Below are 23,337 nucleotides of genomic sequence, written 5' to 3'. Positions count from 1 at the left end.
TTTTGGAGCAGTACCTCGATGAGGTGCGCCCTGCGCTCTCCTTGAAGGCGTCGCCCGCGCTGTGGGTGACGGAGCGAGGGACGCGTTTGAGCAGGCGAGCAGCGAACGAAGCGTTCTGCGCGGCGCGTGATATGGCTGATCTTGACCCGGCACTTGATCTGCACTCCCTTCGACACTCCTATGTGACCCACCTCATTGAGTTCGACTACCCGGAGCGCTTCGTTCAGGAGCAGGTGGGGCATTCGTTCTCTTCGACGACTGCGATCTATGTGGGAGTCTCCAACGAGTATCGAAATCGGTTGCTGTCGCAGTCCGGAATTTGTCAAGGCGAGTGAGGCCGGTGGGTGTTAGGCGGCGAGTTGGATCTCGTCGGTTGGTGGCTGGTTGATCCACGCGGCCGGGTCTCGGTCGAGGATCTTCGGTCGCGTCTGTCGCGTCGTGAACCGTTCGGGGTGGGCGCGGCGGGCGGCCTCGAGTGTGGCGTCTCGGTCGCGGTCGATGGCGTCGGCGTGCCCGTAGTGCACGTCGGCGGGCGTGTGCATGCCGATGCCGGTGTGCCGGTGGTGGTGGTTGTAGGCGTGCACGAATTCGTCCAGGAACTGCCGTGCGTGGGCGAGGGAGACGAACCGGTCGGGGAAGACGGGCAGGTACTTCATCGTCTTGAACAGCGCTTCGGAGTAGGGGTTGTCATTGGACACGTGCGGTCGGGAGCGGGACGCGGTCACGCCGAGATCGGCGAGCAGGGTGCGGACGGTCTTCGACGTCATCGAGGGGCCGCCGTCGGAGTGCACGACCTCGGGGGTGCCGTGGATCCCGAACGCGTCGGTCATCATCTCCTTGGCGAGTACCTGGGGGCCGTGGCATTGCACGATGGCGCCGACGATGTAGCGGGAGAAGATGTCGATCATCACGTACGCGTCGTAGTACGTGCCTTTGACAGGGCCGGCGAGTTTCGTGATGTCCCAGGTATAGACCTGCCCGACGGCGGTCGCGATCAGCTCCGGCACCTTCCGCGGCGGATGGGTCGCGAGCCGGCGCCGCTCCCGTACCTGCGTGTGCTCGCGCAGCACCCGATACATGGTCGAGACCGAGCCCACGTATTCGCCGCGCTCGAGCAGGATGGGATAGATCTGCAACGGCGGCTTGTCGACGAACTCGTCACTGTTGAGCGTGGACAGCACCAGCGACCGCTCGACGCTCGAGAGCTTGTTCGCTGGGGCAGGACGAGCCGACGGCGGCTCGGGGTCCGGTCGGCGTGCGCGGGAGGCGGCGCGGGTCGCGGTCGCACGCGCCACGCCGGTCAGGGCTGCCGCCTGCCGGGTCGGCACGTCCGCGGCGGCCAGTTCGACGTAGGTGTTCATGAGCGCTTCCCGCGCCGCGGGTCGGTGTCCGCGCTCTCGGAGATCTGCCCCAAGAGCGCGTGCGCTTTTCCCATGATCTCCAACGCCGTCCGCGTCATCGACAACTCCACCTCGGCCTTCCGCAGTTGCGCCTTCAACCGGGCGTTCTCGGCCTGCGCGGCGCTGGGACGACCGACCGCTTCGCCGGGGTTCTTGCCCTCCAGCAGACCCGCGTCGCGCTGCTTGCGCCACTCCGAGATCAGCGACGAGTACAGGCCATGTCGGCGCAGGTATCCCGCGCCCTCACCCGTCTCGCACGCGACCTCGTACTCGGACAGGTACTGCAACTTCTGGCCCGGCGAGAACGAACGCCGACGCGTCGGCCCGTCCGGGATCGAGGGTGCGCTCACGACTCCATCATCGGCCGCGACGACCGCGACCGGGGAACTCAAACTCATCAGATTGGTGATCCTTCAACTCGCCCCACGAGGCGGACTTGCTATAAACCGGTGGACTCACTCAACCCTGACACGTAGGGGTCGTTGCACACGCGTTACGGCCTGACTTATGAGGAGGACGATCGATGAGAGACATGGAGTACGTCTGGCACCTGCGTGCGAAGATGGCCGAACGCGGCATGTTCGCCACGACGGACCTGCAACCCCTTTTGGCTGAGAGAGGGATTTCGCTGTCGCGAGAGCAGACGTACCGGCTCGTGACGCGAAAGCCCCAGCGGCTGAGCCTCACGATACTGGTCGCGTTATGCGACATTCTCGAGTGCACACCCAACGATCTCGTCGAGCCTCAGATTGTCGAGGTCTCCTCACGGAAGGTTGCGGGAGAGGCTGATGCCGCCGCGGAGCGACGTCCGATTACGGGCCGCCGCACGACGATCAATCGCCCTGGCCACGCCCGTTGACGGCTCTACCTGAGCATCCCTGCTCGAACTGCGGGCGGATTGCTCAGCGAATCAAACGCCTGCCCGACGGGGGAGGACTATGCCGGGGGTGTTACAACGACAGCCGCAAGGAATCGTGTGGACGATGCGGGAGACTCCGGACCCCGGTGAAGCGCACCACCGAGGGTCTTCCGCTCTGCAGCCATTGTGCAAGGCCGAAGCGTGAGTGCACCTCGTGCCGACGTGCCTCAGCTTTTTTGAGCGCGTGGGATGGCTTGGTGCCTCAGCTTTTTTGAGCGCGTAGTACCCCACTGGGTGCAGGCTTGCCTGATGTGGAAGGCAAGATTCCGATGGCCGCGAGGCGACACGTTACGAACAAGCTCCGGGCCGCGTACGCGCGGGCGCCGAAGCGGGACAAGGCCAGGATCCTCGATGAGGTGATGGCGACCACGGGGATGGGGAGGTCAACGGCGCGGCGGATGCTGACGGGTCCGGCCCTGCCCGACCCTGTGGAGCAGCTCGATCGGCGGAAGCTGCGCTCGAAGGAGTACAGCGACGAGTCGCGGCTGCTGCTGGCGCATGTGTGGGCGCTGATGGGGTGCCCGTGCGGGAAGTACCTGGTGGTGATGCTCGAGCTGTGGCTGCCGTTGCTGGCGGAGGCCGGGGACCTCGACAAGCCGTTCGCCACCGCGCAGACGCTCGCTGAGCTCCGCTTGATGAGCGCGGCGACCATCGACCGGTATCTCGCGCCCGCGCGCAAGTCGATGCAGTTGCGGGGCATCTCGACGACGAAGCCGTCGCCGCTGCTGCGCAACTCGATCGGGCTGAGCAAGGTCGGTGATGCGCCGGCCACGGTGCCGGGGGTGATCGAGGCCGACACCGTCGCGCACTGCGGGCCCACGTTCGTCGGCGAGTTCGCGCGCACATTGACGATGACGGATCTGGTCACCGGGTGGACCGAGAACGCGTCGATCCGTAACAACGCGTCCAAATGGATCGTGCAGGCCGTCGCCGATCTTGAGGGCATGTTCCCGTTCCCGCTGCGCGTTTTCGACTCGGACAACGGATCCGAGTTCATCAACCATGACGTCGCGGACTGGCTGCAGGAGCGCGATATCGCGCAAACCCGGTCGCGGCCCTACAAGAAGAACGACCAGGCGACCGTGGAGTCCACGAACAACCACGTCGTCCGCAAGCACGCGTTCCACTGGCGCTACGACACGCCCGAGGAGCTGATCCTGCTGAACGAGCTGTGGCCGCTGGTGTCGATGCGGTTGAACTTCTTCACCCCGACGAAGAAGCCCACCGGCTACGCCACCGCCGCGTCAGGGCGCCGCGTGCGCCTCTACGACAAGCCGAGAACCCCGTGGCTACGGGTGCTCGATTCCGGGCTGCTCACCGACGAGGACGCGGCGGCCGTGCAGGCCCGGATCGCGGGAGTCAACCCGGCCGACCTGACCCGGCGGATCAACCAGATCCAGCTCCGGTTGATCGAGCTTTCCCGCGACAAGACCGAAGCCCTTGCCACCGCACGAGGTCTCGACATGGCATCCTTGGAACCGTCGATCCGTCGACTCCAAACAACGAAATGACCGCAAGCCCTCGCGCTCACCATATGTGAGGCACCAGCTCACCTCTCGCGCTCACTTTTAGGTGAGGCACCTCGCGTGCGGCCGTGTTTCCCAGGTCGCACAGCTCGTCGACGGTAACTCGATATGTCGGCATTGCTATCAGGCGCCCAGGAAACCGTGCGGTGGATGCGGGGAACTCCGTGAGGTCGCGGCCCGTGCGCAAGACGGCGTCACCGATCTGTGCCACCGCTGCTACCGCACTCCTGATAGACGATGCGGGGTCTGCCAATTCGTCCGCCCGGTGCACGCCACTTGGCCGCTCGGGCCCATCTGCGTCACTTGCTACCGGAGCGTGCTCCGCGATCCCCAACCCTGCAGTCGGTGCCGGCAGACCAGGGCTCTGATCGGGCGCTCAATCGAGGATGGGCTGATATGCGGTACATGTGCTGGCAGCCCACGAGACTACTTGTGCGTCAAGTGCGGTGCAGCCGGTGAACAACACTTCAAGAACCTGTGCAAGAGATGCTCCGTCGGCGTCGCGGCCGAACAGATCCTTGCCTCAGTGACAGGAAGGGCGCCCTTAGCACTCGCTGGGCTGCCCGCCGCCCTAGCCAATCACGGCAGGCCTGACTCGACCATGCGATGGATCGACCGCCCGATCCCTAAAGCCCTGCTGAAGTCACTTGGCGCCGGGGAGACGGTCACCCATTCGAGCCTGGATCGCTGCCCACCTGGGCAGGCTCGGGAACATCTCCGTTCGCTCCTTGTCGCCGCTCGAGTTCTCCCGTCCCGCGACGAGCACGCTGATCACCTAGCCACGTGGATTGACGAGTACATCGCAGCACTTCCTCGGCATCACCCCACGCTCATCACGCCCTATGCCCACTGGATGGTGCTCCGACTCGTACGGCGCCGTGCACGAAAACGTCGAACATCCGTTGGCGTCGCCTACACCGCACGCGAGCGAGTGCGAGCCGCAGCACGCCTACTGCGTCACCTCGACCATCGAGAGGAGACCATCGCAGATCTCAGCCAAGCCACCCTCGATGAATGGATCGCAGGTAACAGAAGCCGGGCAACTACTACCTCCCCCTTCATCCGATGGCTCAACGACCGCGGCATCACCAATCAACTCCTCGTCGTCACGCCGAAGGGATCGAAGCCGACCCTTGTAAACCCGGAGGACGTGCAGCATGCCCAGATTCACGACCTGCTGGCCGCTCACAGCCCCGAAACTGAGCTGCCTGAACGAGTCGTTGGTCTTCTCGTTCTTCTATTCGGAGCACGTCTGGAACGCATCCACCGACTCACCACCACAAATATCACCCGAACGGACGGCCGCCTCCACCTCGCGCTATCCGACCATCCAACCGAGCTCCCCGCAGAACTCGCCGTGCTCGTCGAACAACTTGCGGCGGCTGCAGTGATGGCGCCACGGGCGCTCACACTTGCCGGCGATGCGCACTACCTCTTCCCTTCGACGCGTCGACCGCACGCTCCGTTGCACCCGAGCACACTCGCAAGAAGGCTCGATCGCACGGGGTGCGACCGCAGATCACACGTAACACTGCGATGGTTGCCCTTGCCGCCGACCTGCCCGCCGCAGTCATCGCGGTCCAGTTCGGCCTCACTCCTCAAGCTGCTACGACTTGGGCCCAGCACTCACGACGGGACAGCATCGAGTACCTCGTCGCGCGAGACGCAGACGCAGGCGCGGGCAGATAGGCCCTAGCGCGCGGGCAACGTCGCGGGCATGGTTATGCGATCTTTAGAAAGGAGATTACCGACGGGACCCCCGGAGAGAGTCAGGCCCCCTTACGCGCACGATTGTCGCTATCTCCTGGTGAACAATCGATGAAGCTTTGCTTGCGTATCTTGTGACGGCGCACTCGTTTCCTACGATGGGGAGTGCGCGCAGCCCCCATTCACATCTCTCTCAAAGGATTCAGAATGACTCGCAAGATGACTCGTACAAAGTCGATGATCGGTGCGCTGGGCGTTGCCGCCGCGCTCGGCGTCAGTGTGTTCGCTGCAGCTCCCGCCATGGCAGCAGAGGCCTCCGTCGGCGGTTACAGCTGCTCGGTCGCTGTGAAACTGACCGCCAACTCGACCCAGAACACATTCATGCGTCTCAACGCCGGTGGGCAGGCAAAGACCGACACGAAGCCCGGCAATTCGGTTGCGTCGGTTAAGGTGCTCTACTCCTCGTTCGGAGCGACCACGTCCGGCGGTGCCAGCACCGGCGGCACGATTTACTCGCTGGCGAACGGCTGCGATTACTAGGTCGCTTGTTGCCGGGATGATCGGGCGGGACCTGTCACTTGCCGACAGTGCCCCGCCCGATCATCGCGTTTGTGGATGGAGAGTGGGAGATGAAGTCTCGTAGGAACACGAAGAAGGCGTTCGGCGTGCTGGGCATCGCGGTCGGGCTGGTGATGCTGGCAGGATGCTCTGCTGCTGGCCCCGATCCTGAGCCCGAAGCCTCCAGCAGCACATCGTCGCAGCAACAGGTCAGCGATAGTTTCGCCGAAAAGTTCCCCGACTCGCAGGTGCTTGCCGATTGCCTGAACGAGAAAGGCTGGGACGTCACGCTAAATGAGGCCACGGGTGGCGTCGGGTTCGAGGGCACAACGGAGCAGGTGGACCAGTACGAGATTGATCAGGCCGAATGCGCTCCCGAGGACGATAGCATCCCTCTGGAAGACTTCACCAGCGAGCAGTGGACTGCGTTGTACGAGATGGAGCTCGAGACCACCGAGTGCTTGCGGGCCGAGGGCATTGCGATCGAGGGCGCGCCGTCGGAGCAGGTCTTCATTGACCGGTACACGAGCGCGGACCCGTGGATGTCGTACGCATTTGTCGGCGACGTCGGCTCAGACCGGTGGGATGAGCTGAACAGGCTCTGCCCCCAACCGGCGATGTGACGGCTTCCCATCGGTCATGGCGTCCAGGTGGTCAGCTGTGCGAGAAAGTATTCATGACCACGACGATGCTCAGGGAGACGCATGCGGCGCAGTGATCCTGGTTCACCGGGGCGTCGATCTCGATGGCCTGGGCTCGTGCTCGCCGGCGTTCTGCTCCTTGCGCTAGGGGCCGGGTCCGCGTGGGGCGCGCTGACCGTCCTGCGCCCGGCGGAGGACCCGCTGGAGGTCACAAACTTCACTTTCGTCGAAGTCGTCGAGGGCGAGGTAGGTGCGTCGGTGACGTTGAACACCGTCGCGAAATGGACCCCGGAGCCCGTGGGCGTGAACCGTGCCGAGGGCGTGCTCACCTCCGTCGAGGTGAGCGCGGGCGACGAGGTTTCCCAGGGTGCGACGCTCTATACGGTGGGTTTGCGGCCGGTCGTGATCGCTCAAGGCGAGGTCCCGGCCTTCCGGACGATCGCGCTGGGCATCGAGGGGCCGGACGTGGAGCAACTGCAGGTGATGCTCGGCGCACTCGGACACTACGGCGGGACGGCCGATGGCAAGGCAGGCGCGGGCACAGTCGCGGCGATCAAGGCGTGGCAGGACACTCTAGGCCTGGAGATGACGGGCGAGGTCGGCGTAGGGGATGTCATCTTCGTTCCTTCGCTGCCGATGCGGGTCGCCCTGGACACAGAGATCGTCGACCGCGGGGCGTCCCTGGGTGGCGGCGAAGAGGTGGTTCAGGGTCTGCCGAGCGAGCCGGAGTTCTGGATCCCGGTGACCGACACCCAGGCGGGCATGCTGACGACCGGGACCCGCGTCGAAATTACTTCTCCCGATGGCGGGGCGTGGGAGGCGCACGCTGGCGACCAGAGGCGCGACGAGAACGACGCTGTGACGGTCGCGCTTACCGGGATGGAAGGCGGATCGATCTGCGGCGACGGATGCGGGCAGGTTCCCGTCATCGGGCAGGCCACACTGTCATCGCAGATCATCACCGTCGAGAGCGTTAAGGGGCTCATCGTCCCGTCGGCAGCGCTCATCACACAGGCGGACGGGCAGATCGCGGTGATCGACGACGAGGAGATGATGGCCCCCGTCACCGTGGAGGCATCCGCGAAAGGAATGTCCGTGATCACCGGCGTGGAGACGGGCACGCGCGTCCGTGTGCCCGCGACGGCAACTGAATGACGGGCATGGACGAGTCATACGCGCTCGAGGCCCGGGATGTCACCTTCGGATACGTCCCGGGGAGCCCAGTTCTGGATCGATGGTCGGCGGGGTTTCCCACTGGGTCGATGACGGCACTAACCGGCCCATCTGGTCGGGGGAAGTCGACCCTCTTATACCTCCTGGGCCTGATGCTGCATCCCGGAGACGGCGAAGTCCTCCTCGACGGACGCCCCACTCGACCGTTGTCGGATGCGAAGCGGGCGCATCTACGGGCAGAGCGGTTCGGTTTCGTGTTCCAAGATGCCGCACTGGACGCGACCCGCACCGTCCTCGACAACGTGATCGAGACCTCCTTCTACCGCGCCGACCGCCGGAAGGAAGCGATCAATCGCGCATTGGAACTCCTGGACCTGTTCGGCGTCGACGTGCCCCCGCGCCGCAAACCCGGCCAGGTCTCAGGCGGGCAGGCGCAGCGGATCGCGTTGTGCCGTGCTCTGCTGAACGAGCCCGGCGTGCTGCTCGCCGATGAGCCGACCGGCAACCTCGATCCCGTCACGACGGATCTCGTGGTCTCCGCGCTGCGCGACCACGCCCGATCCGGGGCTGCAGTGATCGTGGTCACCCATACCCCGCACGTGGCAGAGGCATGCGACCGAGAGATCCGGCTGTGAACGCGGGGATCATCCGCGAAGCTGCAGCCTCGGCGCGGTCGCAGCCCGTCGCATCCGTGGTGACTGTGCTGATGATCGTCGGCATGATTCTCGCGGTCATGCTCACCACTGGCCGGACCGTCGGTGCAGAACAGCAGGTCTTAGGCTCTATCGATTCTGTCGGCACGCGGTCCATTACCGTCAGAGCAGACAGCACGGCAGGCATCACGACGGACGTTCTGGATCGGATCGCGCACATCGAGGGCATCGAGTGGGCGGCCGCATTCTCGGCCGCCGTGGACGCGACCAACGCTGCGCTTTCGGACGGCACACGGGTGCCCGTCCGCTACCTCTACACCACCCAGTTGGACCCCCTCGGGATCTCCGGCACGAGTGCACTGCCCGGCGAGCTCGCGTGGGCATCGCCTATGGCTCAGGACCGGCTCGGCCTCCCCGAAACTGCAGGCGGCATCGCCCTCACCAACGGAGCGTCCTACGCGGTCACCGGGTCCCTGGACGTCCCGGACTTCCTCGCCCGATTCGAACCGGCCGTGTTCATACCCCAGCCCGACGCAGCGGGCACAGAGCCGGTGAACATCCTGGTGGTCATCGCGGAAACGCCTGAGCTCGTGGCTCCGGTCAGCGAAGCGGTCAGCTCCGTGCTGGCACCCGAGGACAGCTCGAAGGTCACCATCGACACCAGCGAGACCCTCGCGCAACTGCGCGGCCTGATCCAGGATCAGCTCGGCAGCTTTTCCCGCGGCCTGGTACTCGCGCTTCTCGGCCTGACAGGAGGGCTGGTGGCGATTCTGCTCTACGGGCTCGTAATGATGCGACGCAAGGACTTCGGACGACGCCGAGCCCTCGGCGCGACCCGCAGCCTGATCGTCACCCTGCTGCTCGCCCAAACAGCGATCCTCGCGGTCATCGGTATCACCATCGGCACGGCGGCGTCCACGATCATCCTGCGCATCAGCGGCGACCCGCTTCCCGGGTTGGCCTTCATGGGAGCGCTCGGCATCCTGACCCTCGCCACCGCGATGATCGCCGCGGCGATCCCGGCGATCATCGCCAGCAGGCGCGAGCCCATCCGTGAGCTCCGCGTGCCCTAAGCCGGGCCCGTAGCCGCTGGATCAAGATCGACGAATATCGCGCATCTCAATATCGCCATTCCGCCAGTCAAGATCCGTGGAGGACGGGAATGGCGCGACCTCACCGCACTGACGTACCACCACGAGACGCAGCCGATGCCGGGTCCGCTGAGCCGCCAGGCGCATCTGCTTCCTCGCTGGTTCCACAAGGGCGAGGTGCTGGGCAATCACTTCGCGCAGCTGGTGGTTCCGTTCTTCCTGTTCGCTCCGCTTCTCGGGCTCTGGATGCCGGGACCAGTGCCGCTGATCATCGGCGGTGTCGCTGGCGTGCTCATCATCGTGACGCAGGTCTGGCTCGTCGTCACGGGCAACTTCGCGTGGCTGAACTGGGCGACGATCGTGCTCGCGTTCTCGGCGATCGGGGTGCCAGGCGCTTTTATCCGTGCACCTGCCGAAGGCTCGGGCACGCTCCCGCTCTATTGGATCGTGATCACCTCAGCCGTCGGCATCCTGTATCTCGTCCTCGGCTGGCCCGCGCTTCGCAATCTGTTCGCCCATCGGCAGCTGATGAACGCGAGCTTCAACCGATGGCAGCTCGCGAACGCCTACGGCGCGTTCGGCACCGTGACGAAGGAGCGGATGGAGATCGTCATCGAGGGCACTTTGGACGAGGACCCGGATGCCGCGACCTGGCGCGAGTACGATTTCAAGGGCAAGCCCGGTGACGTGCACCGCGTGCCGCGGCAGTTCGCGCCCCACCATCTGCGCCTCGACTGGCTGATGTGGTTCCTGCCGCTCGGGCGCTCATTGGATGACTGGTTCACGATGCTGCTCGCGCGGTTGCTGCAGGCGGATGCTGCGACGCTGGCGCTGCTGCGGAGCGACCCGTTCGCAGGCCAGCCGCCGCGTTGGGTGCGGGCGGTGTCGTACCGCTACCGCTTCGCGACACGCGAGCAGCGCCGGCAGAACGGCGTGGTGTGGGTGCGCGATCGGCGGCGCGTGATCGTGGGCGCCGCAGAGTTGCCGTGACTCTCGTCACTCACTGCCGAGGTCCTCGTCGGCTACGATGCGTCGCGCTTGGGCTGCCGCATGGGCTCCGGCTCGGGCGCACGCTCTGCAACAGGTTCCGGCTGCGGCACCGGCGTCGGACCAGCCGTGATCTCTCGGGCGACCTGCTTCTCGAGCACCGTCACGGCGTCATCGGAGAGCAGGATCAGTCCCTCGAGCTCTTCGCGCACGCGCTTGTAGGCGACGTTGCGCTCGGCCTGGGTGGCCGACTCGTCGATGGCGACCTTGAGCAGCTTCTGAGCGCGGTCGAGGCGCTTGCGTTCGGCTTCGCTGAACGACGAATCGCGCAGGCGCCTGGCATCCTTCTCGGCGATCTCGAATGCGACGGCGTAGTTGCCGACGGCATCCAAGTATTCGGAGACACGCTGCTCGCTGACCTTGGTGTCTGCGGATGCCGGACGCAGCGCATCCGCTGTCTTCTTGGCCCGCAGGAACGCCGCGGTCAAGGGCTGCCGGCCGTCGCTCATTGCAGGGAAGGCGATGAGTTTCGCGACGTCGAGCTCGTAGTCCAGCCACCGCGCGGTGATCTCGTCGTGCTCGGCGAAGAGCCGCTCCAGCAGCTGGTCAGGCGACACCTGGGCGTCGGACGCGATCTCCCGTGATCTTTTCGACGGGGCGATCTGGCCGCGGGCGGCGAATTCTGCGGCCTTGAGCTCGCCTTTCAGACGCAGCGTCTCGAGGCGTCGCTCGTGCCGGCGCTTCGCGCCCTGCTCCCACGCCTTCGCAGCCCCGCCGGCCATTCCCATGATCGGGAAGATGAGCCACCAGAAGTTGCCCGCCCACTGCCAGAACTCTTGCATGATGGCTTCAGCCTACTGCGGTGGAGCGACGGGAATCCGCTGGGATGCGGCGGGTGCTGGCGTCCCGTCGGTCGCCGTGTCAGGATGACCACGACTCGGCTCACCGCGGGCCGAGCGGAACGGCAGGAGCGGATATGCAGCTGGCCATGATCGGACTCGGCAGGATGGGCGCGAACATCGTCCGGCGATTGATGCGCGATGGGCACGACTGCGTCGTCTACGACGTGAACGCGGATGCCGTGGCCGCCCTGGTCGCGGAAGGCGCCACCGGCGCCGACAGCATGGCCGATCTCGCCGCGAAGCTGACCCCGACCCGCGTCGTCTGGATGATGGTGCCCGCCTCGCTCACCGGGCAGGTGGCCGAAGAAGTGGCGGCCGTTCTGGACAAGGGCGACATCCTGATCGACGGCGGCAACTCGAACTACCGCGATGATGTGCGCCGGGCCGCGAAACTGCGCGAGAGCGGCATCGAGTACGTCGACATCGGAACGAGCGGCGGCGTGTTCGGCCTGGAGCGCGGCTACTGCCTCATGGTCGGCGGCAGCGACAAGGCGTTCGAGCACATCGAACCCGTGCTGCGCACGATCGCTCCTGGCGTCGGCGAGATCGACCGCACTCCAGGGCGCGAGGGCGACCTCACCCCCGAGGAGCAGGGTTACCTGCACTGCGGCCCGTCCGGCGCCGGACACTTCGTGAAGATGGTGCACAACGGCATCGAGTACGGCATCATGGCGTCGATCGCCGAGGGCCTCAACCTGCTCGAGAACGCGGATGCCGGTGTGCGCGAAGCCGAGCATTCGGCAGAGATCGCTCCGCTGGAGGAGCCCGAGTTCTACCAGTTCCCGATCGACACCGACAAGGTGACCGAGCTGTGGCGACGCGGTTCGGTGATCTCGTCGTGGCTGCTCGATCTCACCGCGGCCGCGCTGCACGCGAACCCCACGCTCGACGGACTGGCCGGCCGGGTCTCGGACTCCGGCGAGGGCCGTTGGACGGTCAAGGCCGCGGTCGACGTGGGTGTCCCTGTTCCGGTGCTCGCGGCGTCGCTGTTCGAGCGCTTCTCCTCACGCGACGAGGACAAGTTCGCGAACCAGGTGCTCTCGGCGATGCGCCTGCAGTTCGGCGGGCACAAGGAGCGCCCTGCCGGCGACGTGCTGGAGGCAGGTGCTCGCAAGGCCGACGCCGGCTAGAACCGGGCGGCGCTGCGCGCCTGTCGCGGCACAGTTGTCGGCTCAGATCACAGATGTAGGTCGAGAACGGCTGTTTCAGCAGACATCCGTGATCTTGGACTGACATCTGCACTCCGCAGAGAGGCCGCAACGAGCCGTCAGGCCCTCAGACCTTCCGAACCCGCTCATCCGCCCCGAACCGCTGCGCCCCGAGCACTCCGAGCAGCCGGATCTTCTCCTCGTCCTCGCTACGGGGCGCCGCGGTGAGCACGAGCAGCGCCTGACCGCGGTCTTCGGTGAAGAGCACCTGGCAGTCCACTTCGATCGGGCCGACCTCCGGGTGGACCAGCGTCTTGTGATCGGCGAAGCGCTGGGCGACCTCGTGCCGTTCCCACAGTTCGCGGAACTCCTCGCTGCGACGTGACAGTTCGGCGACCAGCATCCCTGCGTGCGAATCCGGGCCCATGGCGCCGTACGCGGCGCGCAACCCGGCGACCTGCGCTCGGCTGTTCCGCGCGTGATCTTCCGAGGGGTAGTGGGCTCGCGCCTGCTCCGGTCGCATGAACCAGCGGTACGGCTCGTAGCGCTCGAGCCCTGCGGCCCCTACGTTGTCGCCGAGCAGCGCCGCGGCCAGGGCGTTCTGCACGAGCGTCTCGCCGAGGGTAGAGATGATCAGCGCCGGAGTGTCGTGCAGCCGGTCGAACACGCGCTGCAGCGCCGGCGCGACGTGGTCGGACGGCGTGATCCGGTCGGGCACGGCGTGACCTGCGGCGCGATAGAGGTAGTCGCGTTCGTCGGCGGTGAGACGGAGCGCGCGGGCGAGCGAGCTGAGCATCTGTGTACTCGGCTGCGGTCCGCGCTGCTGCTCGAGTCGCGTGTAGTAATCGGTCGACATGAGCGCCAGCTGCGCGACCTCTTCGCGGCGGAGTCCTGGCGCACGCCGGCGCACACCTGCCGACAGTCCGACGTCGCCGGGCTGCAGCTGCTCCCGGCGCCGACGGAGGAACACGGCGAGGGCTTCACGATCCATTCCTCCATCATGCGCGCGCGACGCCCTGGTATCCAGGGATCGCCGGTCCCCCGATAACCGCTCTCTGCCGGGCTCCACTCACACGATCGACACTCGAAGCATGCGAATCAACGGAAACACCATCTTCATCCCCGGCGCGACCAGCGGTATCGGCCTCGCCCTCGCGCTCCGCCTCCACGAGGCCGGCAATCAGGTCGTCATCGGCGGTCGCCGCACCGAGCTTGTCGCGGACATCGCCGCGCAGCATCCGGGAATCGACATCGTCCGGATCGACACGACGGATGCCGCATCCATCGCCGCCGCGGCGCATGAGGTCATCGCGAAGCATCCGGAACTCAACGTGCTCGTCGCAATGGCTGGCATCATGCGCGTGGAGGACTGGACCACACCGGGCAGCTTCCTCGAGAACGCCGAGGCCACGGTGACAACGAACCTGCTCGGACCGATCCGGCTCATCTCGGCGTTCATCGAGCATCTGCTCACGCAGCCGGATGCCACCGTCATGACCGTCTCGTCGGGGCTCGCGTTCGCCCCTCTGCGCGTCACGCCCACCTACAACGCGACGAAGGCGGCCATCCACCAGCTCAGCGAGACGCTACGGCTGCAGTTCGCAGGCACGAGCGTCAGCGTGGTCGAGCTCGTGCCACCGTCGGTGCAGACCGAGCTCATGCCCGGGCACCAGGACGATCCGTTCGCGATGCCGCTCGATGAGTACATCGACGAGACGATGACTCTCTTCGAGACGCAGTCGGATGCCACCGAGGTGCAGGTCGAGCGCGTGAAGTTCCTGCGGTACGGCGAAGCGCGCGGGGATCAGGCGCATGTCATCGCCGCGCTCAACGGATTCGCCGCGCACGCCGCGCGCTGAGTCCCAGAAGCACGGTCACGTGGCCGTTGGCCGCGCCCGCTCAGGCGTCGGCATCCGTCTCGTCGGTGTCGTCCTGGTCCTCTACCTGGGCGGGCGGGAGGTCGTCGAGATAGGTGCGGTCATCGTTCGCGTCGCCCGTCCCCTTGTCGAGACCGGTCTCGATCGGGTCGTCCATGCGGGGCTCGCCGGTGTTCGGATCGCTCATGAGGTGCTCCTGTTCGTCGGATGTCCGCTCAGCGTCGTCCGGCGGGCCGACGGCGACCAGAGGGTTGACAAACGCACGTCGTCAGCGCCCGAGCTTCTCCGCACAGGGCACGCAGAGCGTGGCGAACGGCCTGACGCGCAGCCGCGCGATCGGGATGCTGCGACCGCAGTTCGCGCAGACGCCGTAGTCGCCGGCATCCATTCGGGCCAGCGCGTCGTCGACCTGCTGCAGTTCGTCGCGGGCCGCGTCGAGCAGCCCGCTCAGGCGGGACCACTCGGCAGACAGCGGCACGCCCTCCGGATCGTGCTCGTCGTCGTCGCTCTGGCTGCTGCGATCGTGCGTCAGCTCGGCGAGCGTGGCGGAGAGCGACTCTGTGCGAGCGTTCGCCTCGCGGCGCAGCACCTCCAGCAGGGTGCGCAGCTCGGTGTCGGTCACGGTCTCAGGGTATCGCCGCGCCTCGCGGTACGGATGTCAGCCGGCGCGGAATCACGGATGTCAGTCGGAATCACGGATGTCAGTCGGAAACCGGCCCTTCAGGCTGACATCCGTGATCTGGGCTGACAAGTGTGCGGATCGCGCGGGGGCGGGTGCGGGGCGGGTGGGGGCGGGTGCGGGTGCGGATCGCGCGGGTGCGGGTGCGGGAAAGGTCACGACTCAGTCGACCCGCATCACTGGGACGTGGACGCGGCCGGACCCTGCTCGCGCGAGATGTGACTGCGAGCGTGGGCGATGGCGTCATCCAATGCGGTGAAGAGGTGACGGTGATGGCGCAGCGAGGTCAGGACCCCGATCGTGCGGAACAGGTCCTCGTGCACCGGCTGCACCCCCTTGATGAGCACCGTCACGCCTCGTCTTTCGAGGGACTGCACGATGTCCTGCAGGGCATGAGCTCCGCTCGCGTCGACGTGCTCGAGCTTCGACATGCGCAGGATGACGACCGTGGCGCCCCGCATGCGTGTGATCTCCTCGAACACCCGATCGGCGGATGCGAAGATCAATGGCCCGTCGATGCGCACGACCGAGATGCGCTCATCGCCCGACTGCGGGACACCGGCGATCTCCTCGCGCTGCACGCCCGCGCCACGCGAGAGGTTGCGGATCGCGAAGACACCCGCGAACACGATTCCGATCACGACGGCGATGATGAGGTCGAACGACACCGTGACGATGGCCGTGACGATGAAGGCCGCGGCATCCGATCTGGCCGAGCGCAGGATCGACCGCATCGTCGCCCTGTGCACCATCCGGTAGGCGGTGAGCATGAGCACGCCGGCGAGGCCCGCAAGCGGGATCATTCCGACCGGCCCTGACAGCACGAGCACGAAAAGCAGCAGCACGACCGCGTGCACGATCGATGCGAGCCGGGTGCGGCCGCCCGAACGAACATTCACGGCGGTGCGTGCGATGGCTCCGGTCGCCGGCATCCCGCCGAACAGGCCGGAACCGATGGATGCGATGCCCTGACCGACCAGCTCTCGATCCGGGTCGTAGGGTCCGGTGTCTGCGAGGGACGAGGCGACGCGCGCCGAGAGCAGCGACTCGATGGCTGCCAGCGCCGCGATCGTGAGGGCGGGTCCGAGCAGTGGCGCCGTGCCGTCGACCGTCAGTGCCGGGAAGGATGGCATCGGCAGCCCGTCTGGCAACGCGCCGATGACGGCGAGGGGGCTGTCGATGACGAGGCACAGGATCGTCACGACCGCGATTCCGACGAGGGATCCGGGGATGCCGGGATGCAGGCGCTGCGCGACCAGCATGCACCCGATCACGATGAGGGCGGCGCCGACCGCCCATGGCACGTACGTCCAATCGGCGCTGCCCACAGCCTGGACGGCGGCGACCAGGGCGTTGGAACTGTGGCTCGCAGCATCCGCCTGTCCGCCTACGGTGAGCGACGGAACCTGCTGCAGGAAGATGATCACCGCGATACCGAGCGTGAAGCCCTCGATCACGGGCCACGGGATGATGCTGACAGCGCGTCCGAGGCGCAGAGCCCCGGCGGCGAGGACGATGACGCCGGCCATGATGCTCACGAGAGCGACCGTGCCGACGCCGTGCTCGGCGACGATCGGCAGCAGCACGACGACCATGGCTCCAGTGGGTCCGGAGACCTGGACGTTCGATCCGCCGAAGATCGCTGCGAGCACGCCGGCGATGACCGCGGTGATGAGCCCGGCCTCCGCGCTGACACCCGAGCTGACGCCGAATCCCAGAGCGAGGGGGAGCGCGACGATGCCGACCGTGAGACCGGCGACGAGGTCGCCCTTCCACGTGCGGCGCAGATCTCGGTAGTCGGTGCGGGACGGCAGCAGGCCGCGGATGTATGCCGCGGCTCGGGTGGTGGGTGTCACGGACGGGCCTGAGCGAGTGCCGGCAGCCCGTCGACCTCGTCGATTCGCTCTCCGTCGGAGCGCACGATCTCGAGCAGCAGCGCCCTGGCGACGGCGAGCATCTCAGCGGTGCGGCGATCGGCCAGGCGGTAGTAGACGTGGCTGGCGCGGCGTTCGGACACGACGAGCCGGTGGCGGCGCAGTACTGACAGGTGTTGAGAAAGATGCGAGGCCTCGAGCCCCGTCTCTTTGCCGAGGCGGGCGACGCTCACTTCGTCCGAGTCTGAGAGCAGTTCGAGGATGCGGATGCGGAGCGGATGGGCGAGCCCTTTGAACAGGTTCGCCTTCACCTCGTACAGCGGACGGTGTGCATCACTTAGTGGCATGATAAATCCATCATATCGCCTGAATGTCGACCCTACTTGACGACAACGACAGCGACAGCGACAGCGACAACGACAACGACAGCCACAACGAACCCGGCCTGCTGCCGCTCGCTCGCTCGCCCTCAGCCCGACAGGCCCCGCCCGGCCGTGACCGCGCTTTCGCCGGTGTTCGCCTCGAGACCCGATCGATGTCCGTGAGTGAAGGCCGAACGATCGGCGCCCTGGCGCGCTCGTCCCCGACGATGCGGGATCGCGTCGACCACGGCATCCACCTGATCCTGGCGATCCGCGAGGACGAGCGCTGTGCCCGACCCTTCCTCCTCAAGGATCGTGGCGCGACTCTCGCGTAGACGCTGGGCGGCACCGATCCCGAACCCGCGGATGAATCCGCTGCGCGCGCGCCGCTTCTCGCTCTCGGAGTGCCATCGGTACAGCTCGCGGCGGCTCGCCCACCATTGCCGCATCGCGACCATCGCCTGCACCTCGAGGCTCGCAGTGAGAATCTTCGCCTGCTGCACGTCTGAGGTGAACCCGACGAAGTACAGGATGAATCCGCCGCCCGGCCGCTCGGACTGCATCGGCCTGATCGAGCCGAGTGCGAACGCGACGTTGCCGCCCAACTCGCGGATGTCTCGTGCGTAGGAGCCCGTGAAGACCATCTGCTCCTGCACGATCTCCTCGCGCTCCTGCCCGAGTTTCGCGCGCCGCGCATCGAGCCGCGCCTGTTCGATGCCGTACTTCACCATCAGCCGCTCGGCGTGCTCGGTCAGCGCCTCAGCCTCTTCCGGCGTCGTGCTTTCAGCCTTCGCCAGCAGCTTCGCGATCAGGTCCAGTTTGGATTCGCTCATCGTGTTCTCCCTTGTCTGCGATCCCGTTCAGTCTTCGCGGACAGTCCGACATTCCAGCACACGAAGGTGTGAAAGGTGGATTTTTCGGTGGAAGGCGGATGCTGTGGAGGAGGAGTCGGGGCTGCGGGGCGTGACGTTTCGACTCGCTACGCTCGCTCAACGCGTTTCGTCTCGCTCCGCTCGCTCAACGACCCGCTTGCTCGCTCGACGACCCGCTTGCTCGCTCGACGACCCGCTTGCTCGCTCGACGACCCGCTTGCTCGCTCGACGACCCGCTTGCTCGCTCAACGACCCGCACGGACGTTCGGCCGACGTACGCTCAGCCGAAGAGCAGCGACAGCACGGTCGCGCCGCCACCGCCGAGGATCAGGGCGATGATCGTCGTCCAGGCGATGATGCGGATGCGCCGGTTGCGCGTCGCGTTGAGGTCGCCGTAGTCGTCATCGCTGTGCCGCTCGACGTCACTCACACGGGCTCCGAGACGGTCGGACCGAACGCCGCCGGCAGTGTTGCCTGCGAGCGCTCGCGCAGTTCGGCCGCCGAGACCGTGAACAGTCCCGTCACCTCGAGGTCGGAGACCGTGTCGGTCACGCCGATGCGCAGCACCGGGTATCCGCGTCCTTCGCACAGGCCCTGGAACTTCACGTCATCTTCGCGAGGAACTGTGACGATGACGCGGCCCGTCGATTCTGAGAACAGAGCGGATGCAGCATCCACCCCGTCACGGTCCATGAGCTCGGTCAGCCACACGCGGGCGCCGATGCCGAAGCGCATGACGCCCTCGGCGAGGGCCTGGGCGAGTCCGCCCTCGGACACGTCGTGGGCGCTGGAGATCAACCACTCATCGCGCGCGGCGGCGATGAGTCCTGCGAGTCGCTTCTCGCCGGCGAGGTCGACCTTCGGGGGCAGACCGCCGAGGTGGTTGTGTACCGTCTCGGCCCAGGCAGAACCGGACAGCTCGGTCGAGGTGGTGCCGAGAAGGTAGATGTTCTGGCCCTCGTCCTGCCACGCCGAGGGGATGCGGCGGGAGACGTCGTCGATGATGCCGAGAACGCCCACCAGTGGGGTGGGGTGGATCGGGGTGTCGCCGGTCTGGTTGTAGAACGAGACGTTGCCGCCTGTGACGGGGGTGCCGAGTTCGTAGCATCCGTCTGCCAGGCCGTCGACCGTCTGGCCGAACTGCCACATGACCTCGGGGTTCTCGGGGGATCCGAAGTTCAGGCAGTCGGTGATCGCGGTCGGGGTTGCGCCGGTGACGGCGACGTTGCGGTACGCCTCGGCGAGGGCGAGCTGCGCGCCCGCGTACGGGTCGAGCTGGCAGTAGCGGCCGTTTGCGTCGGTGGAGATCGCGAAGCCGAGGCCCGACTCCTCGTCGACGCGGATCATGCCGGCGTCGTCGGGGAAGGCCAGGGCTGTGTTGCCGAGCACGTAGTAGTCGTACTGGTTGGTGATCCAGCTCGTGTCGGCGAGGTTCGGCGATGCGACCAGGTTGAGGAACTGCTCGCGCAGCACCTCGGCGTCGTCGGTGCGGGGCAGCAGCTCCGCAGCATCCGCCTGCAGTGCGTCGATCCACGTCGGGTAGGCGACCGGACGGTCGTAGACGGGGCCGTCGACCGCGACCGTGGACGGGTCGACGTCGACGATGCGCTCGCCCTGCCAGTCGATGACGAGGCGACCGTCTCCGGTGACCTCGCCGAGCACGGAGGTCTCGACCTCCCACTTGTTCACGACCTCCATGAAGGCGTCGAGCTTCTCGGGGGCGACGATCGCCATCATGCGCTCCTGCGACTCCGACATGAGGATCTCCTCAGCGGTCAGGGACGGGTCACGCAGCAGCACGTTGTCGAGCGAGACCTTCATGCCGCTGTTGCCGTTGGCCGCGAGCTCGCTCGTCGCGCACGAGATACCGGCGGCACCGAGGTCCTGGATGGCCTCGACCAGCTCACCCTTGTAGAGCTCGAGGCAGCACTCGATGAGCACCTTCTCGGCGAACGGATCGCCGACCTGCACCGCGGGGCGCTTCGTCGGGCCGCCGTCGTCGAACGAGTCGGATGCGAGGATGCTGGCGCCGCCGATCCCGTCGCCGCCGGTGCGGGCACCGAAGAGGACGACCTTGTTCCCGACGCCCTCAGCGTTCGCGAGCTTGAGGTCCTCGTGGCGCAGCACGCCGACCGCCAGCGCGTTGACGAGCGGGTTGGCCTGGTAGACGGAGTCGAAGACCGTCTCGCCGCCGATGTTCGGCAGGCCGAGGCAGTTGCCGTAGAAGCTGATGCCGGCGGTGACGCCGTGCACGACGCGGGCGGTGTCCGGGTGGTCGATCGCGCCGAAGCGGAGCGCATCCATCACGGCGACGGGGCGAGCGCCCATCGAGATGATGTCGCGGACGATGCCGCCGACGCCGGTGGCCGCTCCCTGGAACGGCTCGATGAAGGAGGGGTGGTTGTGCGATTCGGCCTTGAACGTGACGGCCCAGCCCTCGCCGACGTCGATGACGCCCGCGTTCTGGCCCATGCCCACCATGAGGCGTTCCTTCATCTCGTCGGAGACCTTCTGGCCGAAGCGGCGCAGGTAGTTCTTCGACGACTTGTAGGAGCAGTGCTCCGACCACATGACCGAGTACATGGCCAGCTCGCCCGAGGTGGGACGGCGGCCGAGGATCTCGCGGATGCGGGCGTACTCGTCGGGCTTGAGTCCCAGCGCCGCGTACGGCTGCTCCTTCTCGGGAGTCGCCTCGGCGTTGCTCACGGAGTCGGGGACGTGCTGACGAGTGGATGCTTCGGGGGTGGGGGTGGTCACGCGCACTCCAAGATCAGGGCCGGCGGGGCGTGGTCAAGTCTACCGGCGGTTCCCGTGCGTGAATCTGTGCGCAACCGGCTAACGCAGCGCCTCGCGTGCGAACGGCCTCAACAGCGGGCTCTCCTCGTCGAATCGGTGCAGGCGTGGTGCGTCCCCGAGCTGATTCAGCACTCGCTGCGTCCAGAAAGTCGCGTGACCGATGTCCTGCTCGGTGAAGCGCCACCCGCTCGATGACTGCCATCCGCACATCTCCAGGCCGAAGGCGACGGAGCGCCACCGGTCTTCGCGCGGTGTGCCGTCGGCTATCGCGAGGAGCAGCAGAACCGCGGCATCCGTCTCGGCATCGCTGAGCTTTCGATACAGGCCCTCGGCGATCAGTCGCAACTGTGCTGGGGCATCGCCGAGCGCCTTCTTCGCCGCCGCGCTCAGCAGCAGGCGGCCCTTCTGCACACGCACGAGCCCGATGCGCTGCGCCGTCTCGCGCAGCACGGCGATCGGAGGAGTGACGTCTTCGCGGTTGCCCTTGCCGATCCAGTCGGTGATCCAGCCGAGTTCGGTCATGCCGGCGAGCACTGTGGACTGCGGCATCCACCCTGCGGCGGTCAGGTCGAGGCCATCGGCGCCGACCGCGTCCATCAGCCATGCGAACGGGCGGATGATGCGCGCCGCAGTGTCGGCATCGATCGCACTGGGACCCAGCACGCCGGTGTGCTGCAGATGCTGACGCAACTCGGAGCGGATCGGCGGTGGCAGCTGCGACGCGAAATCGGCGATCGGTGAGGTCTCATCGACGTCTCCGCGCCGTCGATGCGCCTCGACCTTGACGAGCCCGGACATGTCGTTCGGTGAAATTCCTGAAGCGCGAGGATTGAACATCAGATTCAGCTCGGACTGCACGCCGACGAGGTCGAACATTCCCGGCTCGCGGGGCGCCCACGGCCCGACCGTGGTGTCGATCCAGTCGACGATCGACTCGTGCTCCGGATGCTGCGTGTCGGCCGCGATCGCGATCTTCTCGGCATACCCGCCCACACCGCCTGAGTCTTCGAACGGTCCGCGATTCGCGCCGTCGAGCAGCACGACCGTGGTCAAGTGGGGCTCGGACGGCAGCTGCTCGATGACGTCCAACCGATGGATCCATCCGTCGCCGAAGTCGTACTCGTACCAGAGCGTCCTCCCGCCCTGCAGCACGTCGTCGACGGTGAAGTCATCTTCGGAGAGCGTGCCCTCATCGCTCTCGAAATCGAGTGCCTCCCACCGGCGCGACGGATGCTGAGCGCGATCGTAAGGGTCGGCATCTGTGAACGCGTGCAGGTGTGACTCGCGCCACCCCATGATCGTCTGCAGCGCGAGGTGCAGCATCCGAAGGCTGGCGCTGCCTTCGATCTCGAACGTGCGCCAGATCTCCGGCTCACTGCCGACGAGGCTCGAACGCAATCGATAGCGGGTCATATGTCAAGCGTAGAACTCGGGTCGGACATCAGGCGAGTTCGGTCGAGCGCCTGCGACGGATGCCGTTGGTGCCGGTGGCTCTTGCCGGTCGCACAGTGCGTGGCTCAGCTGCGCTCGCCCGACCGATCCACGATGCGCCAGGTAGCGGGAAGGAGCCCCGCCATCGCGACGATCTTCACAGCGTCTCCGATGAGGAAGGGCAGCACGCCGAGAGCGAAGGCCGTGGCGAGGTCGATGCCGGCGAAAGCGGCGAGCCACGGCACTCCAAAGGCGTAGATCGTGAGCGACCCGACGGCGGCGAGACCGAGCGTCGACCACACAGAGCGGTCGGAGCGGCGGCGGGCGAGCGCCCCGACGATCAGCGCCGCGACGACGTAGCCGACGATGTAGCCGAACGACGAGAATGCCCAGCCGGATGCACCGTGCGCGAACAGAGGCACGCCGATGAGGCCGAGCACGAGGTAGACGCCTGCGCTCGCCGACCCGCGCAGCGGACCGAGCGCCGCGCCGGTCAGCAGCACCGCGAAGGTGGCGAGCGAGATCGGCACCGGCGTGAACGGCAGCGGGATCGTGATGTAGCCGGCGACCGTGATGAACGCCGTGCCGATGAGAGTCAGGACGACATCGCGCATTCGTGTGCCGGGAATGAGGTCTGCCAGCACCGGGAAGGTGCGGCGCGGGGCTGCTGCGGTTGACATCGGTCTCCTTGGGGCTTCCTTGATTGCTTCCTGAACAGTGCTCACTAGAACAGTGTTCACC

At 66.6% G+C, this 23,337-nt stretch carries 22 protein-coding genes and 1 pseudogene; 11 read left to right on the top strand and 12 right to left on the bottom strand.

Features of this window, described 5'->3' with window-relative positions:
- Positions 1 to 2: 2 nt before the first annotated feature.
- Positions 3 to 335, top strand: coding sequence for a tyrosine-type recombinase/integrase (locus JF52_RS0106495; RefSeq protein ID WP_327036959.1), 333 nt, complete (start codon positions 3 to 5; stop codon positions 333 to 335).
- A gap of 12 nt (positions 336 to 347) precedes the next feature.
- Here JF52_RS0106495 and JF52_RS0106490 read toward each other — a convergent pair.
- Positions 348 to 1,798, bottom strand: a protein-coding gene (locus tag JF52_RS0106490; protein ID WP_235272333.1) for an IS3 family transposase whose coding sequence is annotated in 2 segments (ribosomal slippage) — positions 348 to 1,423 and positions 1,423 to 1,798 — 1,452 coding nt in all. Because the reading frame shifts where the segments join, the coding sequence is not laid out codon by codon here.
- A gap of 134 nt (positions 1,799 to 1,932) precedes the next feature.
- Between JF52_RS0106490 and JF52_RS0106480 the strand changes: the two genes are divergently transcribed.
- The 8 genes and pseudogenes from JF52_RS0106480 to JF52_RS17220 form a co-directional block, all read left to right on the top strand.
- Complete coding sequence (locus JF52_RS0106480; protein ID WP_152594833.1) at positions 1,933 to 2,259, top strand: helix-turn-helix domain-containing protein; 327 nt, start codon at positions 1,933 to 1,935, stop codon at positions 2,257 to 2,259.
- Positions 2,260 to 2,588: 329 nt separating this feature from the next.
- On the top strand, positions 2,589 to 3,830 hold the full coding sequence (locus JF52_RS0106475; RefSeq protein ID WP_200880960.1) for an integrase catalytic domain-containing protein: 1,242 nt from the start codon (positions 2,589 to 2,591) through the stop codon (positions 3,828 to 3,830).
- A 1,929-nt stretch (positions 3,831 to 5,759) separates the two neighbouring features.
- Entirely contained in the window at positions 5,760 to 6,092 is a 333-nt protein-coding gene (locus JF52_RS0106465) for a hypothetical protein (protein ID WP_033105491.1), read from the top strand.
- Positions 6,093 to 6,217: 125 nt separating this feature from the next.
- Complete coding sequence (locus tag JF52_RS0106460; protein WP_152594832.1) at positions 6,218 to 6,733, top strand: hypothetical protein; 516 nt, start codon at positions 6,218 to 6,220, stop codon at positions 6,731 to 6,733.
- A gap of 135 nt (positions 6,734 to 6,868) precedes the next feature.
- Entirely contained in the window at positions 6,869 to 7,906 is a 1,038-nt protein-coding gene (locus tag JF52_RS0106455; protein WP_235272332.1) for a peptidoglycan-binding domain-containing protein, read from the top strand.
- Entirely contained in the window at positions 7,903 to 8,559 is a 657-nt protein-coding gene (locus JF52_RS0106450) for an ABC transporter ATP-binding protein (protein WP_327036958.1), read from the top strand. Before JF52_RS0106455 ends, JF52_RS0106450 begins: the two co-directional genes overlap by 4 nt.
- On the top strand, positions 8,556 to 9,650 hold the full coding sequence (locus tag JF52_RS17595) for an ABC transporter permease (protein WP_200880959.1): 1,095 nt from the start codon (positions 8,556 to 8,558) through the stop codon (positions 9,648 to 9,650). Before JF52_RS0106450 ends, JF52_RS17595 begins: the two co-directional genes overlap by 4 nt.
- Positions 9,651 to 9,716: 66 nt before the next feature.
- Positions 9,717 to 10,658, top strand: a pseudogene (locus JF52_RS17220) (lipase maturation factor family protein); the annotation flags it as partial.
- A gap of 32 nt (positions 10,659 to 10,690) precedes the next feature.
- Here the strand turns inward: JF52_RS17220 and JF52_RS0106435 are convergent.
- Complete coding sequence (locus JF52_RS0106435; protein WP_033105488.1) at positions 10,691 to 11,497, bottom strand: hypothetical protein; 807 nt, start codon at positions 11,495 to 11,497, stop codon at positions 10,691 to 10,693.
- Between the two features lie 134 nt (positions 11,498 to 11,631).
- On the opposite strand from JF52_RS0106435, the gene gnd reads away from it, so the two are divergent.
- Entirely contained in the window at positions 11,632 to 12,687 is a 1,056-nt protein-coding gene (gene gnd / locus JF52_RS0106430) for a phosphogluconate dehydrogenase (NAD(+)-dependent, decarboxylating) (RefSeq protein ID WP_033105487.1), read from the top strand.
- 145 nt (positions 12,688 to 12,832) lie between these two features.
- On the opposite strand, the gene JF52_RS0106425 is transcribed toward gnd, so the two are convergent.
- A complete protein-coding gene (locus JF52_RS0106425; RefSeq protein WP_033105486.1) occupies positions 12,833 to 13,696 on the bottom strand; it encodes a helix-turn-helix transcriptional regulator in 864 nt (287 codons plus the stop codon).
- Between the two features lie 100 nt (positions 13,697 to 13,796).
- Here JF52_RS0106425 and JF52_RS0106420 point away from each other — a divergent pair, with 100 nt between their 5' ends.
- Positions 13,797 to 14,564: an SDR family oxidoreductase gene (locus tag JF52_RS0106420; protein WP_033105485.1), complete on the top strand. Its 768-nt coding sequence runs from the start codon at positions 13,797 to 13,799 to the stop codon at positions 14,562 to 14,564.
- A gap of 40 nt (positions 14,565 to 14,604) precedes the next feature.
- Here JF52_RS0106420 and JF52_RS17460 read toward each other — a convergent pair whose 3' ends face one another.
- The 9 genes from JF52_RS17460 to JF52_RS0106385 form a co-directional block, all read right to left on the bottom strand.
- Positions 14,605 to 14,769 carry a hypothetical protein gene (locus tag JF52_RS17460; protein ID WP_160175040.1) on the bottom strand — a complete coding sequence of 55 codons (165 nt, stop codon included), beginning with the start codon at positions 14,767 to 14,769 and terminating at the stop codon, positions 14,605 to 14,607.
- 81 nt (positions 14,770 to 14,850) lie between these two features.
- Positions 14,851 to 15,204: a TraR/DksA family transcriptional regulator gene (locus JF52_RS0106415; RefSeq protein ID WP_235272330.1), complete on the bottom strand. Its 354-nt coding sequence runs from the start codon at positions 15,202 to 15,204 to the stop codon at positions 14,851 to 14,853.
- Between the two features lie 233 nt (positions 15,205 to 15,437).
- The gene (locus JF52_RS0106410; RefSeq protein WP_052166809.1) at positions 15,438 to 17,117 is read right to left on the bottom strand and encodes a SulP family inorganic anion transporter; all 1,680 of its coding nucleotides are present in this window, start codon (positions 17,115 to 17,117) and stop codon (positions 15,438 to 15,440) included.
- The gene (locus JF52_RS0106405; RefSeq protein ID WP_033105484.1) at positions 17,114 to 17,482 is read right to left on the bottom strand and encodes an ArsR/SmtB family transcription factor; all 369 of its coding nucleotides are present in this window, start codon (positions 17,480 to 17,482) and stop codon (positions 17,114 to 17,116) included. Before JF52_RS0106405 ends, JF52_RS0106410 begins: the two co-directional genes overlap by 4 nt.
- Positions 17,483 to 17,604: 122 nt before the next feature.
- Positions 17,605 to 18,330, bottom strand: a complete 726-nt coding sequence (locus JF52_RS0106400) for a DUF2786 domain-containing protein (RefSeq protein ID WP_033105483.1) — start codon at positions 18,328 to 18,330, stop codon at positions 17,605 to 17,607.
- 319 nt (positions 18,331 to 18,649) lie between these two features.
- Positions 18,650 to 18,799: a hypothetical protein gene (locus tag JF52_RS17455; protein WP_160175039.1), complete on the bottom strand. Its 150-nt coding sequence runs from the start codon at positions 18,797 to 18,799 to the stop codon at positions 18,650 to 18,652.
- On the bottom strand, positions 18,796 to 21,126 hold the full coding sequence (gene purL / locus JF52_RS0106395) for a phosphoribosylformylglycinamidine synthase subunit PurL (RefSeq protein ID WP_033105482.1): 2,331 nt from the start codon (positions 21,124 to 21,126) through the stop codon (positions 18,796 to 18,798). Before purL ends, JF52_RS17455 begins: the two co-directional genes overlap by 4 nt.
- Before the next feature lie 78 nt (positions 21,127 to 21,204).
- The gene (locus JF52_RS0106390; protein WP_033105481.1) at positions 21,205 to 22,578 is read right to left on the bottom strand and encodes a plasmid pRiA4b ORF-3 family protein; all 1,374 of its coding nucleotides are present in this window, start codon (positions 22,576 to 22,578) and stop codon (positions 21,205 to 21,207) included.
- 104 nt (positions 22,579 to 22,682) lie between these two features.
- Entirely contained in the window at positions 22,683 to 23,276 is a 594-nt protein-coding gene (locus JF52_RS0106385) for a biotin transporter BioY (protein WP_033105480.1), read from the bottom strand.
- Between the last annotated feature and the right edge of the window lie 61 nt (positions 23,277 to 23,337).

This window comes from Microbacterium profundi (assembly GCF_000763375.1).
Classification (GTDB): Bacteria; Actinomycetota; Actinomycetes; order Actinomycetales; family Microbacteriaceae; genus Microbacterium; species Microbacterium profundi.
This window is presented reverse-complemented; position numbering and strand designations above follow the sequence as displayed.

Excerpts from the sequence above, each read along its gene's own strand:
- JF52_RS0106480 (WP_152594833.1), top strand. The coding sequence starts at position 1,933 with ATGGAGTACGTCTGGCACCTGCGTGCGAAGATGGCCGAACGCGGCATG.
- JF52_RS0106475 (WP_200880960.1), top strand. The coding sequence starts at position 2,589 with ATGGCCGCGAGGCGACACGTTACGAACAAGCTCCGGGCCGCGTACGCG.
- JF52_RS0106465 (WP_033105491.1), top strand. The coding sequence starts at position 5,760 with ATGACTCGCAAGATGACTCGTACAAAGTCGATGATCGGTGCGCTGGGC.
- JF52_RS0106450 (WP_327036958.1), top strand. The coding sequence starts at position 7,903 with ATGACGGGCATGGACGAGTCATACGCGCTCGAGGCCCGGGATGTCACC.
- JF52_RS0106435 (WP_033105488.1), bottom strand. The coding sequence starts at position 11,497 with ATGCAAGAGTTCTGGCAGTGGGCGGGCAACTTCTGGTGGCTCATCTTC.
- gnd (WP_033105487.1), top strand. The coding sequence starts at position 11,632 with ATGCAGCTGGCCATGATCGGACTCGGCAGGATGGGCGCGAACATCGTC.
- JF52_RS0106425 (WP_033105486.1), bottom strand. The coding sequence starts at position 13,696 with ATGGATCGTGAAGCCCTCGCCGTGTTCCTCCGTCGGCGCCGGGAGCAG.
- JF52_RS0106420 (WP_033105485.1), top strand. The coding sequence starts at position 13,797 with ATGCGAATCAACGGAAACACCATCTTCATCCCCGGCGCGACCAGCGGT.
- JF52_RS17460 (WP_160175040.1), bottom strand. The coding sequence starts at position 14,769 with ATGAGCGATCCGAACACCGGCGAGCCCCGCATGGACGACCCGATCGAG.
- JF52_RS0106405 (WP_033105484.1), bottom strand. The coding sequence starts at position 17,482 with ATGCCACTAAGTGATGCACACCGTCCGCTGTACGAGGTGAAGGCGAAC.
- JF52_RS0106400 (WP_033105483.1), bottom strand. The coding sequence starts at position 18,330 with ATGAGCGAATCCAAACTGGACCTGATCGCGAAGCTGCTGGCGAAGGCT.
- JF52_RS0106390 (WP_033105481.1), bottom strand. The coding sequence starts at position 22,578 with ATGACCCGCTATCGATTGCGTTCGAGCCTCGTCGGCAGTGAGCCGGAG.
- JF52_RS0106385 (WP_033105480.1), bottom strand. The coding sequence starts at position 23,276 with ATGTCAACCGCAGCAGCCCCGCGCCGCACCTTCCCGGTGCTGGCAGAC.